This is a genomic window from Mesorhizobium prunaredense, from assembly GCF_900156895.1.
GTDB lineage: Bacteria > Pseudomonadota > Alphaproteobacteria > Rhizobiales > Rhizobiaceae > Mesorhizobium > Mesorhizobium prunaredense.
The window spans coordinates 32,816-48,534 of record NZ_FTPD01000023.1 but is presented as its reverse complement, the minus strand read 5'-3'; the positions used below and the strand labels follow the sequence as shown (position 1 = coordinate 48,534).

17 protein-coding genes are annotated in these 15,719 nt (G+C 64.2%); 9 read left to right on the top strand and 8 right to left on the bottom strand.

Annotated features, from left to right (window positions below):
• The first annotated feature begins 7 nt into the window (after positions 1–7).
• Positions 8–559 carry a DUF4142 domain-containing protein gene (locus BQ8794_RS17895; RefSeq protein WP_077379852.1) on the top strand — a complete coding sequence of 184 codons (552 nt, stop codon included), beginning with the start codon at positions 8–10 and terminating at the stop codon, positions 557–559.
• Between the two features lie 113 nt (positions 560–672).
• Here the strand turns inward: BQ8794_RS17895 and BQ8794_RS17890 are convergent, their stop codons facing one another.
• A complete protein-coding gene (locus BQ8794_RS17890) occupies positions 673–993 on the bottom strand; it encodes a DUF1476 domain-containing protein (protein WP_077380386.1) in 321 nt (106 codons plus the stop codon).
• 40 nt (positions 994–1,033) lie between these two features.
• Here BQ8794_RS17890 and BQ8794_RS17885 point away from each other — a divergent pair, with 40 nt between their 5' ends.
• The 3 genes from BQ8794_RS17885 (at position 1,034) to BQ8794_RS17875 (ending at position 2,427) form a co-directional block, all read left to right on the top strand.
• On the top strand, positions 1,034–1,267 hold the full coding sequence (locus BQ8794_RS17885; RefSeq protein ID WP_077379850.1) for a hypothetical protein: 234 nt from the start codon (positions 1,034–1,036) through the stop codon (positions 1,265–1,267).
• 305 nt (positions 1,268–1,572) lie between these two features.
• Positions 1,573–1,962 carry a DUF6152 family protein gene (locus BQ8794_RS17880; RefSeq protein WP_077379849.1) on the top strand — a complete coding sequence of 130 codons (390 nt, stop codon included), beginning with the start codon at positions 1,573–1,575 and terminating at the stop codon, positions 1,960–1,962.
• Positions 1,963–2,427: a DUF6644 family protein gene (locus BQ8794_RS17875; RefSeq protein ID WP_077379847.1), complete on the top strand. Its 465-nt coding sequence runs from the start codon at positions 1,963–1,965 to the stop codon at positions 2,425–2,427.
• 167 nt (positions 2,428–2,594) lie between these two features.
• Here BQ8794_RS17875 and carB read toward each other — a convergent pair whose 3' ends face one another.
• The 4 genes from carB to BQ8794_RS17855 all read right to left on the bottom strand — a co-directional run bounded on the left by carB (position 2,595) and on the right by BQ8794_RS17855 (position 8,710).
• On the bottom strand, positions 2,595–6,092 hold the full coding sequence (gene carB, locus BQ8794_RS17870) for a carbamoyl-phosphate synthase large subunit (RefSeq protein ID WP_077379845.1): 3,498 nt from the start codon (positions 6,090–6,092) through the stop codon (positions 2,595–2,597).
• A gap of 225 nt (positions 6,093–6,317) precedes the next feature.
• Complete coding sequence (locus BQ8794_RS17865) at positions 6,318–7,250, bottom strand: SH3 domain-containing protein (protein ID WP_077380385.1); 933 nt, start codon at positions 7,248–7,250, stop codon at positions 6,318–6,320.
• A 236-nt stretch (positions 7,251–7,486) separates the two neighbouring features.
• Positions 7,487–8,245, bottom strand: coding sequence for a metallophosphoesterase family protein (locus BQ8794_RS17860; protein WP_077379843.1), 759 nt, complete (start codon positions 8,243–8,245; stop codon positions 7,487–7,489).
• Positions 8,246–8,353: 108 nt separating this feature from the next.
• The gene (locus BQ8794_RS17855) at positions 8,354–8,710 is read right to left on the bottom strand and encodes an ArsR/SmtB family transcription factor (protein WP_077379841.1); all 357 of its coding nucleotides are present in this window, start codon (positions 8,708–8,710) and stop codon (positions 8,354–8,356) included.
• A gap of 193 nt (positions 8,711–8,903) precedes the next feature.
• Here BQ8794_RS17855 and BQ8794_RS17850 point away from each other — a divergent pair, with 193 nt between their 5' ends.
• Positions 8,904–10,082, top strand: coding sequence for an MFS transporter (locus BQ8794_RS17850; protein WP_077379840.1), 1,179 nt, complete (start codon positions 8,904–8,906; stop codon positions 10,080–10,082).
• A 166-nt stretch (positions 10,083–10,248) separates the two neighbouring features.
• Here the strand turns inward: BQ8794_RS17850 and BQ8794_RS37065 are convergent, their stop codons facing one another.
• Entirely contained in the window at positions 10,249–10,380 is a 132-nt protein-coding gene (locus BQ8794_RS37065; protein ID WP_280174604.1) for a hypothetical protein, read from the bottom strand.
• A gap of 7 nt (positions 10,381–10,387) precedes the next feature.
• Positions 10,388–10,987, bottom strand: coding sequence for a LysE family translocator (locus tag BQ8794_RS17840; RefSeq protein ID WP_077380384.1), 600 nt, complete (start codon positions 10,985–10,987; stop codon positions 10,388–10,390).
• A gap of 97 nt (positions 10,988–11,084) precedes the next feature.
• Between BQ8794_RS17840 and BQ8794_RS17835 the strand changes: the two genes are divergently transcribed.
• Positions 11,085–11,954 (top strand): LysR family transcriptional regulator, encoded by an 870-nt coding sequence (locus BQ8794_RS17835; RefSeq protein WP_077379838.1) that lies wholly within the window; start codon positions 11,085–11,087, stop codon positions 11,952–11,954.
• A 64-nt stretch (positions 11,955–12,018) separates the two neighbouring features.
• On the opposite strand, the gene BQ8794_RS17830 is transcribed toward BQ8794_RS17835, so the two are convergent.
• Complete coding sequence (locus BQ8794_RS17830) at positions 12,019–12,672, bottom strand: dihydrofolate reductase family protein (protein WP_077379836.1); 654 nt, start codon at positions 12,670–12,672, stop codon at positions 12,019–12,021.
• 288 nt (positions 12,673–12,960) lie between these two features.
• Between BQ8794_RS17830 and BQ8794_RS17825 the strand changes: the two genes are divergently transcribed.
• The 3 genes from BQ8794_RS17825 (at position 12,961) to BQ8794_RS17815 (ending at position 15,719) form a co-directional block, all read left to right on the top strand.
• Positions 12,961–13,149 carry a hypothetical protein gene (locus BQ8794_RS17825; protein WP_077379834.1) on the top strand — a complete coding sequence of 63 codons (189 nt, stop codon included), beginning with the start codon at positions 12,961–12,963 and terminating at the stop codon, positions 13,147–13,149.
• A gap of 200 nt (positions 13,150–13,349) precedes the next feature.
• Complete coding sequence (ypfJ, locus tag BQ8794_RS17820; protein WP_077379832.1) at positions 13,350–14,273, top strand: KPN_02809 family neutral zinc metallopeptidase; 924 nt, start codon at positions 13,350–13,352, stop codon at positions 14,271–14,273.
• 192 nt (positions 14,274–14,465) lie between these two features.
• Complete coding sequence (locus BQ8794_RS17815) at positions 14,466–15,719, top strand: TCR/Tet family MFS transporter (RefSeq protein WP_077379830.1); 1,254 nt, start codon at positions 14,466–14,468, stop codon at positions 15,717–15,719.

Genomic DNA, 15,719 nt, shown 5'->3' with positions numbered 1-15,719 from the left:
ATTTCCTGTGAAAACGCATATCACGCTTGCCATGGTCGCCTTGCTGGCCGGCGCGCCGGCGGCCTTCGCCCAATCCGCCACGCCGGCCGATATACCTGCTGTCGGCCAAACCAAGATCGACACCGAGACCTTCTCCAGAACCGTCCCCAGCGCCAACCGGTTCGAGATTGAAAGCAGCAAGCTGGCCGAACAAAAGAATGTCGCCGCCGATGTGAAGGATTTCGCCGCGCTGATGGTCAAGGATCACACCAAGGCCGGCGAGGATTTCAAGGCAGCTCTCGAACAGAGCCAGATCACGGCCTCGGTGACAGCGAGCGGCCCGGCTTTGCTGCCGAAAGACCAGGCGATGCTCGACCAGCTCAAGAACCTCGATGGCGATGAATTCCAGGCGAAATACATCCTCCTGCAGACCGAGGCGCACAAGCAGGCGCTGGCGCTGTTTTCAACCTATGCGCAGTCGGGCGAAGACCCGGCGCTGAAGGAATTCGCCAAGAAAATACTACCGACGCTGCGGATGCACGAAGAGCGCATAAAGGATCTGGTGGCCGCCCACAGCTAGAGCGGGATGCGTTCGACAGAACTTGGCATCCCGCTCTAGCTGTTTGTTTTAGCTGCATTTCTGCTACGCCAAGTGACTCCACCTGGCTGCAAAAATAGTCCAGGCTGGCGCTATCAGGTGTTTTTGATCTGCTCGACCGCCGTCGCCAGCAGGTCGTTCATGACGCTGCGAATCTGAACATCCGACTGGGCGACGCCCGCCGCGTCGAAATCGGCGCGTAGCTTGCGCAACACGTCGTCGTCCCCGGCCTCTTCGAAGTCTGCGCGCACCACCTCTTTCGCATAGGCGTCGGCATCCTCACCGGATTTGCCGAGCTTTTCGGCGGCCCATAGGCCGAGCAGCTTGTTGCGGCGCGCCATGGCCCTGAACTTCGTGTCCTCGTCCATCGCAAACTTCTTTTCGAAGCCTTCCTGACGGTCTCTCATACTGCTCATCATTTGCCTCGTTCAGATGTGAGTCTCCGACCTTCGTTCAATGGAGAAGAAGGGCAGCGGGTGGGGGCCGAACATGGCGCGCATGGATGTCATAAGCAAGACCGGACCGTTCATTCCGCAGGGCAATCGCTTCATGTTGGCGCTGTCGCTCATCGACCTGCCTTCCAGCGTTGGTGGTTGGCGAAGGCCGACGCGGCATCCAATCTCCCCCCTTGCGGAGGAGATGTCCGGCAGGACAGAGGGGGTGGGAAGGATCGCCAACGCTCGATTTTAACCCATTCCCAACCCGAAACAGCCTGAGGGCGTGGCTATAATCGGTTGACAGGTCGGAGGGACAGCACCCAGGACAGCACCCCCCTCTGCCCTGCCGGGCATCTCCCCCGCAAGGGGGAGATCGGCAGCTTCGCCGGCGGCGCCTGCTGCGGAATGTTTGACGTGGGGTGCCCGGCAGGGCGATGAGGGGCGGCGCGCCGGCTTCGACAATCGATCGCGTGGCCGATGCCCTTCGCACCGATGTGATTTGACGTTGCCGCGCCGCGACCTACTCTCGATTGGCGGGATGAGCCGAGGAGGCGAGCAATGCAGTCACCTTTCAACCGCATTCGGAGCGTCACGCTGACAGCGGCAGTGATGATTGTCGCCGCCACCGCAGCCTATGCCCATCACGGCTGGTCGTGGACCCAGGATGGGTTTTTCGAACTCCGGGGCAAGATCACGGCCGTCTATATCGGCAATCCGCACGCCACGCTGGATGTCGACGCCGACGGAGAGATCTGGCGGGTGGATTTGGCGCCGCCGTCGCGTACCATCGCCGCCGGCTTCACCGAGGAGGTCGCAAAAGTCGGCGACGAGGTGACCGCGATCGGCCACCGCTCGCGCGACGAGACCGAGAAGTGGATGAAAGCAGCCCGCGTCATCGTCAACGGCAAGGCGTATGACGTCTATCCCGACCGCGTGCCGCCGGCTTGAATGGACTGGTACCTCGCCGGCATCGAGCAACTCGCCATCGTAAGGGGGCTGAAGGCCTCCTTCGTCGCCTACCCCATACTCAATGCGCTCCACATCATGTCGATCGGCGCGCTGCTGACCAGCGTCTGGCTGATGGACCTCAGGATCCTCGGCGCCTTCCGCTCGCTGCCCTACGCGGCGTTCGTCGCGCTGCTGCGCCGCACCGCATTTACCGCGTTTGCCGGCGCGCTTGTCACCGGCTCGCTGCTCTTTTCAGTCAGAGCGAGGGAGTATGCGGCGATGTCGATTTTTCTCACCAAGATGACGCTCATACTCCTCGCCGGCGCCAATTTTCTGGTCTTCATGCGCCACGCAAAAGGTGGCGACGAGCCCGCCGGCGGGGTGGCTTCTGTACTGGCGGTGCTCTCGCTGGTGCTGTGGACGTCGGTGCTGTTCGCGGGACGGTTCATTGGGTTTCTGAACTGAGCGGCGTCGGCGATGACCGATTTAGCGGAGCCGGGCAGAGGGCCATTCTCGGGTGACGGCAGATCGGTGCGATGGCCGCAACGTGCGCGGGACAGCGCCCCCCTCTGGCCTGCCCTTTTTGCCAGCACTTGGCATCTCCCCCACTTGGGGGGAGATCAGCTAATCGCCTAGGCAAAATACTCCTGCAGCGGCCTGACCTCCAAGCTCCCCGCCCTTAGCGCCGCGATCGCCTCCGCCACTGCCGCAGCCCCCGAGAGCGTCGTGTAATACGGCACCTTCTGCATCAGCGTCGCCCTGCGCAGCGATTTCGAGTCCGACACCGCCTTCTGGCCGTCCGTGGTGTTGAAGACGATCTGCACCTGGCGGTTGCGGATGGCGTCCTCGATGTGCGGGCGGCCTTCCAGCACCTTATTTATTTTCTCGGCGACGACGCCGTTCTCGGCGAGGAAGCGCGCGGTGCCTGATGTGGCCATTACTTTAAAACCCTGGCCGGCGAGACGCTTGACCGCCGGCAGGATGCCCTTCTTGTCCTCGTCGCGCACCGAGACGAACAGCGTGCCCGCGCGGGGGAGATCAACACCCGCTCCTAACTGGCTCTTGGCGAAAGCCAGCGCGAAGTCGCGGTCGAGGCCCATGACCTCGCCGGTCGAGCGCATTTCCGGCCCGAGCAATATGTCGACGCCGGGGAAACGGGCGAAGGGGAACACTGCTTCCTTGACCGCGATGTGGCCGGGATTTTTCGGGTCGGGCATGGCGCCGTAATGGGCGAAGGCGTCTTCCAGGCTCTCGCCGGCCATGATGCGGGCGGCAATTTTTGCTATGGGGCGGCCGATGGTCTTGGCGACGAAGGGCACCGTGCGCGACGCGCGCGGGTTGACCTCGAGCACGTAAACGGTGCCGTCCTTGATTGCGTACTGCACGTTCATCAGGCCACCGACATTGAGCGCGCGGGCAAGTGCGGCCGTCTGGCGCTCCAGCTCGTCGACGAGTTCCGAGGGCAGCGAGTGCACCGGCAGCGAGCAGGCGCTGTCGCCCGAATGGATGCCGGCCTCCTCGATGTGCTCCAGGATGCCGGAGACGAAGGTCGACTTGCCGTCGCACAGGCAGTCGACATCGACCTCGATGGCGCCCGAGAGATAGGTGTCGAACAGCAGCGGGTTCTTGCCCAAGAGCGTGTTGATCTGGCCGGTCTTGTCGTTGGGGTATTTCTGCTTGATGTCCTCCGGCACCAGGCCGGGCACGGTGTCGAGCAGGTAGGATTGCAGCATGCTCTCGTCGTGGATGATCTGCATGGCGCGGCCGCCGAGCACATAGGACGGGCGCACCACCAGCGGGAAGCCGAGCTCGCCGGCGACGAGGCGGGCCTGCTCGACCGAATAGGCGATGCCGTTCTTCGGCTGGCTGAGGCCGAGCTTGTGCAACAACTTCTGGAAGCGGTCGCGGTCTTCGGCGAGATCGATCATGTCGGGCGACGTGCCGAGGATCGGGATGCCGGCCTTCTCCAGCGCATCCGCCAGCTTCAGCGGCGTCTGGCCGCCGAACTGGACGATGACGCCGACCAGTTCGCCCGACGCCTGCTCGGCGCGCAGGATCTCCAAAACGTCCTCCGGCGTCAGCGGCTCGAAATAGAGCCGGTCCGAGGTGTCGTAGTCGGTCGACACGGTCTCCGGGTTGCAGTTGACCATGATCGCCTCGAAGCCGGCGTCGCGCAGCGCAAAGGCGGCGTGGCAGCAGCAATAGTCGAACTCGATGCCCTGGCCGATGCGGTTCGGGCCGCCGCCAAGGATGACGACTTTTTTTCGCGACGAGACTTGCGCCTCGTTGGCGAGCGCGCCGGCGAACGGCACCTCATAGGTCGAGTACATGTAGGCGGTCGGCGAGGCGAACTCGGCCGCACAGGTGTCGATGCGCTTGTAAACCGGATGAACGTCGAGCTTTTCGCGTATGCTTTGAACCTCTTCGACGTCTTTCCTGACCAGGGACGCGAGGCGGGCATCCGAAAAACCCATCGCCTTCAGCATGCGCAGATTGGCGGCGTCTTCGGGAATGCCGTGCTCGCGAATGCGGGCTTCCATGTTGAGGATGCCGGCGATCTGTTCGAGGAACCACGGGTCGATCTTGCACATGGCGTGCACGTCTTCCAGAGAGGTGCCCATGCGGATCGCTTGCGCCACCATGCGCAGCCGGTCGGGCGTCGGCGTGCCGAGGGCAGCGCGAATGGCGTTGCGGTCGTCGGCGTGGCTGGCCGCGCCGTGCGCGATGCCGGGGATCTCGATCTCGTCCAGACCAGTCAGGCCGGTTTCAAGCCCACGCAGCGCCTTCTGCAGCGATTCCTGAAAAGTGCGGCCGATGGCCATGACCTCGCCGACCGACTTCATCGCCGTCGTCAGCACCGGCTCAGCGCCAGGGAATTTCTCGAAGGCGAAGCGCGGGATTTTGGTGACGACGTAATCGATCGACGGCTCGAACGAGGCCGGCGTCGCGCCGCCGGTGATGTCGTTCTCCAGCTCGTCCAGCGTGTAGCCGACGGCGAGCTTTGCCGCGATCTTGGCGATGGGAAAACCGGTCGCCTTGGAGGCGAGTGCGGAGGAGCGGGAGACGCGCGGGTTCATCTCGATCACCACCAGGCGCCCGTCGGCCGGGTTGACGGCGAACTGCACGTTGGAGCCGCCGGTCTCGACGCCGATCTCGCGCAGCACCGCGATCGAGGCGTTGCGCATCATCTGGTACTCTTTGTCGGTCAAGGTCAGGGCAGGGGCGACGGTGATCGAGTCGCCGGTGTGCACGCCCATCGGGTCGATGTTCTCGATCGAGCAGACGATGATGCAGTTGTCGGCCTTGTCGCGGACAACCTCCATCTCGTACTCCTTCCAGCCGAGCACGCTTTCCTCGATCAGCACTTCGGTGGTCGGCGAGGCGTCGAGGCCGGACTGGACGATCTCATAGAATTCGGCGCGGTTGTAGGCGATGCCGCCGCCGGTGCCGCCCATGGTGAAGGATGGGCGGATGATGGCGGGCAGGCCGACATGGTCGAGCGCCTGTGCGGCGATCGCCATGCCATGGCTGATGTAGCGCTGCTTGCGGTCGCCCTCGCCGAGGTTCCAGCGCGTTTCCAGCGCGTCGAGCGCGGCGTCGAGGTTTTCGGGCTTCTCGGCCTTCAGCGCGGCGCGTTCGGCCTCGTGCGTCTTGCGGTCGGCGTTCTTGACGTCGGTGGCGTTGGCCAGCATCGATTTTGGGGTTTCCAGGCCGATCTTCTTCATCGCCTCGCGAAACAAAGCGCGGTCCTCGGCCTTGTCTATTGCGGTGGCGTCGGCGCCGATCATCTCGACATTGTAGCGCTCGAGCACGCCCATGCGGCGCAGCGACAGGGCGGTGTTGAGCGCGGTCTGGCCGCCCATGGTCGGCAGCAGCGCGTCCGGCCGCTCCTTGGCGATGATCTTGGCCACCACTTCCGGCGTGATTGGCTCGATATAGGTGGCGTCGGCCAGTTCCGGGTCGGTCATGATGGTGGCCGGGTTGGAATTGACCAGGATGACGCGAAAGCCCTCTTCCTTGAGCGCCTTGCAGGCCTGGGTGCCGGAATAGTCGAACTCGCAGGCCTGACCGATGACAATGGGGCCGGCCCCGATGATCAGGATCGACTTGATGTCGGTGCGTCTTGGCATATCGAGGGTCCGTTTGGCAGGCGGCTTGCACGAAAAACCGGACGGGAAGACCCGGCCGGTTGTGCTCGCGATTCTGGTATCAGGCTAGGAGGGCCTTATAGGGAAGAGTTTTGCCGGATGTAACCCCCTAAAATGCGAGTAGGGCAGTAGGGCAGTAGGGCAGTAGGGCAGTAGGTCGAGCCCCCTTTAAACATATTGCCCTACTGCCCTACTGCCTTATTCCCCTTAGCCACGAATCCCCAGCGCCAGGGCGTCAGTAATCTCGAAGCGTTCGGAAACGCCGACACGGATCATGTTCAGGCTGCCCTCGCGGGTGTAGCGGAATTCACCTGATGCGTTCGAGCCAGCGGGCCGACCGGCCTGGAATCTGATGACGCGGGTGCCGCCATCGGGCCAGGTCACGGTGACCTCGGCTTTGTCGCCCGTGTAGACAACGCCTGCCTTGCAGCTGGTCATCGGCTGGCCGACATGGCGCGCGCAAGGAATCTCGTTGCGGGCACCCAGCGCCGGCGCGGGCCTGCCTGGCGGCTGCAGCCGCGCAACACTTTGCGCGTTGGCCGGAGGCGCCGCATTGGCGGCGCGATTGCGGATGCGCTTGTCCGCTGCCGCTGGCGCCTGCGTCTCGCCGGCCGAAGGATTTTCGCTGGCAGCAAGCGCCAGGCGGTAAGCATCCTCGATGGCCGCCCTGCCGATTGCCTCGACGGCAGTCATCGTGGCTTCGCGACCGGTCGCGTCCAGGCGCGCCGTCAGGTCCGGCGGTGGCTGATCTGCGATTGCCGGGTTCGAGTCGCCGGCTGCCGCGGTCATGTTTTCGCCGGTCGTTTCGATGTCCGTAACGGCCGCCGGATTCTCGGGGTTCAGGTAGCGCGCGGGAGCCCATCCCGCCAGTTGCGGGTTGTCAATTTCTGCGACCTTGCACCAACGATGGCCATTGACGTCGTTGCAGCCGAGATTGTTGACGCTCGTGCCATTCGGCAGCCGAGCCTTGATCTTGCCCATCGCCGATGCCGTGGCGCGGACGTTCAGGAGATCGCCCGGAGCGAGGTCGGTCACGATGGAGACGAAAGGCGCCTCCTCGGCCCTGGCCGGCAGCAGCGCCGTCAGCAGGAGAGGGGCGGCAATCAGCAGCGTCGTCCGGAGCGTAACTGTGCGCCTCATCATTTTGGCCGTGGGCGATAGAAGCATTTCCGAAGGCGCGGCCAGGCACCGAATCGCCACCGCATTCCACGACGATTTTATAAGCGACGACATGGCGCTATGTAAGCCGGAAAATGCGGCTGGGGAATGGTGTTCGGTCCACGGCATGGGCAAGCTCAGCGTGCGGCATGAACGCGTCCCGCGTTCAGCCTGACATGAACGCGTCCCGCGTTCAGCCTGACATGAACGCGTTGTGTTCAGCCGGACATAAATCCGGTGCGCAGCGCATGGGCCCATTCCGGCCGTCCCGCCTGTTCGGCCTGCCGCGCTGCCGCCTCATGGTCATAGTCGACGGCGATGGCTTCGAAGCGGTCGGGGCGGCCCGACTCACCCAGTTCGACGATACCGTAGCGTGCATGCGGAGAGCCTTGCTCGGAGACATGCGCCGGTGGCGTGTCGTCGCCATAAGCGGGGCAGCCGATGCTGCCCGGATTGAAGACCACCGGGCCGTCGGGGATACGGATCAGTTCGCTGCGGTGGCTGTGGCCACACAGCACGATGCGGCAAGCGGGATCGAGCGCGGCCAGCCGCCGCTTGATGGCGACCAGCGGCGCGCGCACCAGCCGGCCGTCGGCCATCGTATCGGTCAGGTATTTTTCGTCATGGTCGGGTCGGGCATGAAAGGCGGTCACGGCTGGGGCGATCTCCAGCGTGAGCGGCAAGGCCAACAGTGCGTCACGCTGGACCGATGTCAGCCGTTCCTGTGCATAGCGGTCGGACGGCCACATGGCTTCATCTGCGGTATCGCGGGCGACGCGGCGGTCGTGGTTGCCGCGCACCGTCGGCAGGGCGAGCGCTTCAAGCCGCTCCATGGTTTCGCGCGGCCAGAGCGGGCCGGAGACGCAATCACCGAGATTGACAATAAGATCGGCGCCGCCGCGCTGCCGCAGATCGTCGAGCACGGCGTCCAGGGCGAGGACGTTGCCGTGGATATCGGCGAGAACGGCAATGCGCATGGGAAGCTCCGTGAGTTGACGAATGGCTGGCAGGGAAAGGGCGGGCCCTACAGGACTTGGGTTCCTCTCCCCTGCTATGCGGGGGCGAGGAACCCAAGTCCTGCTAGGTTAGGCGCGGACTTCGATCTCGGAGGCGCCTACCGCGGGCAGTGCTGGGTCGTCGACAGCAGCGGCAATGACGCTATCGAGCAGGCCCGGAAAGCGGGCATTGAGATCGTCGCGGCGCAGCGTGATCAGCCGGCTGGTGCCGACGACCTCGGTGCGGGTGACGCCGGCCTCGCGCAATTTGGCCAGGTGGTAACTGAGATTGGTTTTTGAGCCGAGATCGAGGAACTGGCTGCAATTCAGCGGCACGCCTTCCTTGCTGGCGAGATAGCGCACGATGGCCAGCCGGGTGGGATCGCCGAGCACGGCAAGCACGTTCGGCAGGCTGATCTGGTCGGCGGCGGGGTGGGGCAGCGTCATGCCGGAGAACTAAGCGTAATCAGGGCCGATTTCAACGCATCTCCTTTTGGTGGATGCAAGCAAGTTTCCACCTCCCGCTACCTTGTCCTGACATAGAGCTGTCAGCAGGGTTCGGCTATTTTCGGGCGGCCTCATTGACATCATGCCTCATTATGTACAATTGTTCAATAACTTTTGAACTAAGGAAAAGTTCATGGACAAGCGCCTCATCTGGCTTGCGCTCGGGTCGTTCACGATCGCGACCGAAGGCTTCGTCATCTCCAGCCTGCTGCCCGACATCGCGGGGGATGCCGGCATCTCCGTTCCACTCGCCGGCACGCTGATCACCGCCTTCGCGCTCGCTTATGCGCTTGGCACACCGATCCTGGCGACGCTGACCGGCGAATGGGACCGGCGGCGCGTCATCTTGTGGACGCTGGTGTTTTTCGTTCTGGGCAATCTGGCGGCGGCGCTCAGTTCCTCCTTCGAATTGCTGCTGATCGCGCGCATCGTTATGGCGCTGTCGTCCGGCCTGTTTGCGGCGACGGCGCAGGGGACGGCCGTGGCGCTTGTCGATGATCATCACCGCGCCCGCGCCATTGCCGTCGTTGTTGGCGGCACCACGGTGGCGGTGGCGGTCGGCGCACCGCTCGGCGCGCTTGTCGCGACGGTTGCCGGCTGGCGCGGCACGTTCTTTGCCATCGCCGGGCTCGGCGCACTGGCCGGCGCAATCCTGTGGTACCGGCTGCCGCGCGGCATCGTCGGCACCAAACTGCCGCTCAGGCAGCGGCTGGCCGCAACGCTTCGCCCCGGCGTGCCATCGATCCTGCTGACCACGCTGCTGGCGCTCACCGGCGCCTTCACGGTCTTTGCCTTTGTCGCGCCGCTAGCCATCGAAGGCGGCGGCTTGAGCCCGATCGCGCTGCCCGGCATGCTGCTTGCCTTCGGCGTTGGCGCCGTCATCGGCAACATTGCCGGCGGGCAGGCCGCCGACCGCTTCGGCGCGACGCGCACCGTCAGCTGGTCGCTGGCGCTCAGTGCGGTCATGCTGGTGATGCTTTCGGTCATTCCGGCCTTCCTGCCGCACAGCATCGCCGGGCCGGCGCTGATGGCCATGATGGTGCCGTGGGGCATCGTCGGCTGGGCCTTCCCGCCGGCGCAGGCCAGCCGCATCATCAGGCTGGCGCCAGACGCAGCGCCCATCGTGCTGTCGCTCAACGGGTCGGCACTCTATCTCGGCGTGGCGCTCGGCGCCGTCGTCGGCGGCGCGGTGCTGCGCTTTGGCGCGCCGGCTGATCTCGGCCTGGTCGCAGCGGTGTTCCCGATCCTGGGTCTTGGCGTCATGCTGGCCGGCCACCGGTCCGCCCGGGCGGTGGCCATGCCGGCCGAATAAAGTCTGGGAGTCTGGTTGCAAACTCTACTCTGCCGGACGCCTGACGCGGTTTTCTCCGCTTCCGGTGCTCACGGACCCAAATTTCCGCTGCGCTCCGGTTCTCGAAAAACCACGCCATCCGCCTCGGCAGAGCGAGTTTTCAAACAGACTCCTAGCGAATGCGGCCTTAGGCTGATGGCGCTGCCGGCGGTATACCAAAATCCAGCGCGGCGATGTCATCCAGCGCCGTGCGCAGCCTTGCAGCCAGCTCCTTGCCGACCATGTCCTCGAAACGCTGCAGGGCGACGCGCCTGAACATCGCGCATCTATGCTGGCTGCCACATCGGAATGATCGAGGCGGCCAGCAGCAGGCCAAGCACTGCGTTGAGCACGCGCCACTGCCGCTCGGTTCTAAGCAACCGGGCGAGCAGCGTGCCGGCTACGCACCACGCCGACAGTGACAGCGCGGCTGCCAGGCCGAAGACCGCGCCGAGCAGCAGGGCGAGCTGCAGCGGTCCGTTGGCGAGTGCGGCAAAAGATGCCGCCGCCCCCAATCCCATCGCCCAACCCTTTGGATTCATCCATTGCAGACCGGCGCCACCGAAAAAGCTGTTCGGCTTGGCCATGGCCACGTCCAGATTGGGTGGGCCGCTGCGGCCGATCTTGACGGCGAGCCAGATCAGATAGAGCGATCCGGCTATCTTCATCGCCAGCTGCAGGGACGGAGCCGCCGCCAATAGGCCGGCGAGCCCGGCCGCACCTGCCGCGGCCACCGTGGCCAGGCCGGCCGCGCTTCCGGCCATCAGCGGAACAGAGCGGCGAAAGCCGAACTGTGCCCCGGACGCCGTCGACAAGGTCGTGGCCATGCCGGGCGTGGAAGTCGAGACCAGCGCAAACAGGACGAGCGGAAAGATGGTCTCAAACATGCCGTTTCCTCTGTTGGGAACCAGCATGCTAAGCATGAGCGTGCATCAGTAAATGCAATGTTTGTCATATTTGGCATTAGAGAATATAATACAAGCCATGATCCGCAATCTCGACACGGCCCTGATCCGGACCTTCGTCACCGTCGCCGACACGGCCAGCATGACGGCGGCGGCGAACGCGCTTCACCTGACGCAGGGCGCCGTCAGCCAACAGATCAAGCGGCTGGAGGAGGTTCTCGGCTGCAGCCTATTCGAGCGCGATCGGCGCGGCCTGAGACTGACCCGTTCCGGGGAGCGGCTGTTCGGTAAGGGCAAGCGCCTGCTCTCCCTGAATGACGAGATCTGGGCCGAGATGGCGACCAGCGCGGTCGAGGGTGAGGTGCGGTTGGGCGTGCCATACGACCTTGTCGGCACAATGCTTGCGCCAGTGCTGAAGACCTATGCCGAGACCTATTCGCAGGTCGAGATTTCGCTGGTTTGCGCCTCGTCGCCGGAGCTTACGGCGGCCCTGGCAGCTGGCACGATAGACCTTGCCGTAATCGAGGAACCGGTCGGTCCGTCCGCCGGCGAATGTCTCGCCATCGACCGGCTGGTCTGGGTCGGCGCCAAAGGCGGCATAGCCCGGCGCAAGCGGCCTTTGCCGGTTTCGATGGTGGCCGACACCTGCGCCTTCCGCCCAGCGGTGCTGGCGGCGCTCAACGAGCATGGGCTGGAATGGCGGACCGTGTTCGAGAACGGCAACCTCGACGCAACGACGGCGACGGTGCGTTCGGACCTGGCCGTCACCACCTGGCTGGCCTCCACCGTGCCGGCCGACCTTGATATTCTGGCCGCCGATCCGGAGCTTCCAGCCTTGCCGAATTTCTCGATCAATCTGCACCTGCCGAAGCATGGTGTCGGGCCGGCGGCGCGGGAATTTGCCGCTTGCATCCGCGACGGGCTGGCGCGGCGGCAACAGGCGGCGTGATCGGCAAAATTGCAAAGGGACGGCCGGTGCCCGGCCATCCCCTATTAACGCAATGCGCGGTCGCCTATTTCCAGTTCTTGCGCCTCTCGATTTCGGCCTCTGAAGGCTGTTGTTGGGCGAAGGACCCAGTCTTGATCTCACCGCCACGTTCATAGCTCGCTATGATGACGCCGGTGGTCGATGCCTGTGAGCGGTTCAGCTTGAAAGCCGCCGGGATTGCGCCGCTGCCGAACAGCCGCTTGCCCTTGCCCAACACCAGCGGGAAGGTCAGCAGGCTGATCTCGTCGATCAGGTCGTTGGCGAGCAAGGTCTGGATCAGCTCGCTCGAACCCTGGATGAGCAGGTCGGGGCCGTCCTCCTGCTTGAGCTGGCGCAGTGTGGCCACGACGTCGTCGCCAAGCGATTGGCTGTTTTGCCACGACAGCGTATCGGGCCGGTGGGTGGCCACATATTTGGTGACGGCGTTGAAACGGTCGGCGATCGGATCGTCTTTCTGGTACGGCCAATGCGCGGCGAAGATGTCGTAGGTCTTGCGGCCGAGGAGCAGCGCGAAGGGTTTTGCGAAAGTCTCACCAATAAAGGCGCCCCCGACGTCGTCCCAGTAATGGAACGTCCAGCCACCGAATTCGAAGCCGCCGACCGGGTCTTCTTGCGGTCCACCGGGCGCCTGCATGACGCCGTCGAGGCTGACGAATGTCGCGGTGGTGATCTTCCTCATTGGATTCTCCCTTTTTGTCATCCGTGCCGTTGCGACCGGATTTCGGCCAAAGGACGTGCGAGCGGAAGCCTGTCCGACAGGGCCGGTAAATTTCTGGGCCCCGGCGCATGTCGAGCGGCAAGCACGGGACGCCTCGCCGCGGCGGCGCCGAGACGCTTGAAGCGTTCCGCAGGCAATGACCGCGACACGCCTAGTTTACCGCCATTGCCGACAGTCCTGCCGGAACCGCCGCGTTGCCGCTGCGTTTGAGGTCGTGCCAGCAATTGGCGCGAGACCGAGGAGGATACGATGGGCGTTGAACAGGCACCGACAGCGAAGGGCAAGCAAGCGGCCAAGGGATTGAAGCAGGCTGCGGCGAAGGACGAACGCAAGACCGAAGCGGATACTGGACGCCCGCTCAAGAAGGGCGCGGCCCGCTTCGACGAGCGTTCGAAAAGCTCGGACGGCAAGAGCGCCGGCACCAAGCAGAAGATCTGAGCGTGACCGCCAAGTCCAGGACCAAAAAAAACGCCGGCAGGGCTCTCAGCCGCGGGTGTCTGCATCGATCCATCCCAGAGCCTGCGGCCCTTCATGCGAAAAATACTGTGACTTGGCGCAACCATTGGGATAATTGTTTGTTGGGTCGGATCGGGCCATGAGATCGGCAAGTACCGATACGTGCATCGCGGGGAGTTGCCATGCTCTGGAAAGGTCGTCGTCAAAGTGACAACGTCGAGGACCAACGCGGCCAGGGCGGCGGGTTCAACCTGCCGCGCGGCGGCCCCGGCCGTCTCCGCATCCCGATCGGCGGCCGCTCCGGCGGCGGAATGTCGCTGTCGACCATCATCATTCTCGTGGTCCTCTATTTCGGGCTGAAGGCCATCGGCATCGACCCGCTGCAGATCCTGGCCGGCGGCGGCTTGGTGCCGGGCGGCGGCGGTCAGATCACCGACAACAGCGGGGAGGGCACCGGTGCGCCCGCCTCCGACGAGATGAAGCAGTTCGTTTCGACCGTCCTGGCCGAGACCGAGGACACCTGGACCGGCATTTTCCAGGCCGAGGGCCTGTCCTACGAAGACCCCAAGCTGGTCCTGTTCAGCGGCCAGATCCGCTCGGCCTGCGGCTTTGCCTCTTCCGCGGCCGGACCGTTCTACTGCCCCGGCGACCGCAAGGTCTATCTCGACACTACCTTTTTCCAGCAGCTCGACCAGCAATTCGGCGCTTCGGGCGATTTTGCCCAGGCCTATGTGATCGCGCATGAGGTCGGCCATCACGTGCAGAACCTCACCGGCATCCTGCCCAAGTTCAACCAGATGCGCCAGCAGATGGGCGAGGCCGAGGCCAACCACATGTCGGTGCAGGTCGAGCTCCAGGCCGATTGCTTCGCCGGCGTCTGGGCGCATTTCACCGGGCAGAAGGGAATCCTCGAACAGGGCGACATGGACGAGGCGCTGAACGCTGCCCAGCAGATCGGCGACGACACGATGCAGAAGAAGATGCAGGGCTATGTCGTGCCGGAAAGCTTCAACCATGGCACCTCGCAGCAGCGGCAGACCTGGCTGGCGCGTGGCTACAAGAGCGGCAAGCTGTCGGATTGCGATACGTTCAACACTCCGATCTGAGGTGTTCGGGCTTTTCCTGTCGAAATGATCGTTGAAGCGCGGGCGGTAATGCCGATTTGGCCGCATTCATGTCGACGGTTGATGTCAGGATGAAAATTCCTAACGTGTTCCCTTATTGTTCTGTGTGGCTGACTCGCCTATAAAAGACCCTTCCGCCTTCGCGCCGAGGCGGCTCCAGGAGTCGATACCGTCATGATCGAAGCCAAAACCGCCAGGCGGGGCCTTGCGCTTGTTTTCACCACGCTGCTGCTCGACATCACCGGCATCGGCATCATCATGCCGGTGCTGCCAGCCTATCTGCAGGAGCTGACCGGCGTTGGTGTCAGCGAAGCGGCGATCGAAGGCGGCTGGCTGTTCTTCGTCTATGCGGCCATGCAGTTCCTGTTCGCGCCGCTGGTCGGCAATCTCAGCGACCGCTTCGGGCGTCGTCCGGTCCTGCTGGCCTCGGTGCTGACCTTTGCCATCGACAATCTGATCTGCGCGGTGGCCTGGTCCTATTGGGTCCTGTTCATCGGTCGGGTGCTGGCCGGCATCAGCGGCGCCAGCTATTCGACCGCCTCCGCCTTCATCGCCGACGTCAGCACCAACGACAACAGGGCGAAGAATTTCGGCCTGCTTGGCATCGCCTTCGGCGTCGGTTTCGTCATCGGCCCGGTGCTGGGCGGGTTGCTTGGCGAATTCGGGCCGCGCGTGCCGTTCTGGGGCGCGGCGGTGCTTGCTCTGATGAACTTCATCGTCGGCTGGTTCTTTCTGCCGGAAACGCTGGAGCAGCATCACCGGCGCCGCTTCGAATGGCGCCGCGCCAATCCTCTCGGCGCCCTGAAGCAGATGCGCAATTACAAGGGGATCGGCTGGATCGGGCTGGTGTTCTTCCTGATGACGCTCGGCCACATGATGTACCCTGCCGTGTGGTCGTTCGTCGGCAGCTACCGCTACGGCTGGAGCGAGCAGCAGATCGGCTTCTCACTCGGCGTCTTCGGCCTTGGCGGGGCATTGGTGATGGGTTTTGTCCTGCCGCGCGTCATCCCACGGCTCGGCGAATGGCGGACCGCCGCCATCGGCCTTGCCTTTACCGCGCTCGCCGCCTTCGGCTATGCCGCGGCGTGGAAGGGCTGGATGATCTATGCGGTGATCGTGGCGACCTGCCTCGAGGCGCTGGCCGACCCGCCGCTGCGGAGCCTGGCGGCGGCCAAGGTGCCGCCCTCCGCGCAAGGCGAATTGCAGGGTGCGATGACCAGCGTGTTTTCGATCACCAGTATTATCACGCCGCTGGTTTATACGGGAATCTTCGCCTGGTTCACCGGCCCAAGCGCGCCGGTCACGTTCGGCGGCGCGCCCTTTGTGCTCGGCGGTATCTTTCTCGCTCTGTCGCTGATCGCGTTCGTGCTCAGGGTCGAAAGACCGGCCGCGGTGAAAGACGTCACGACCGCGACGGTGCGAACCTGA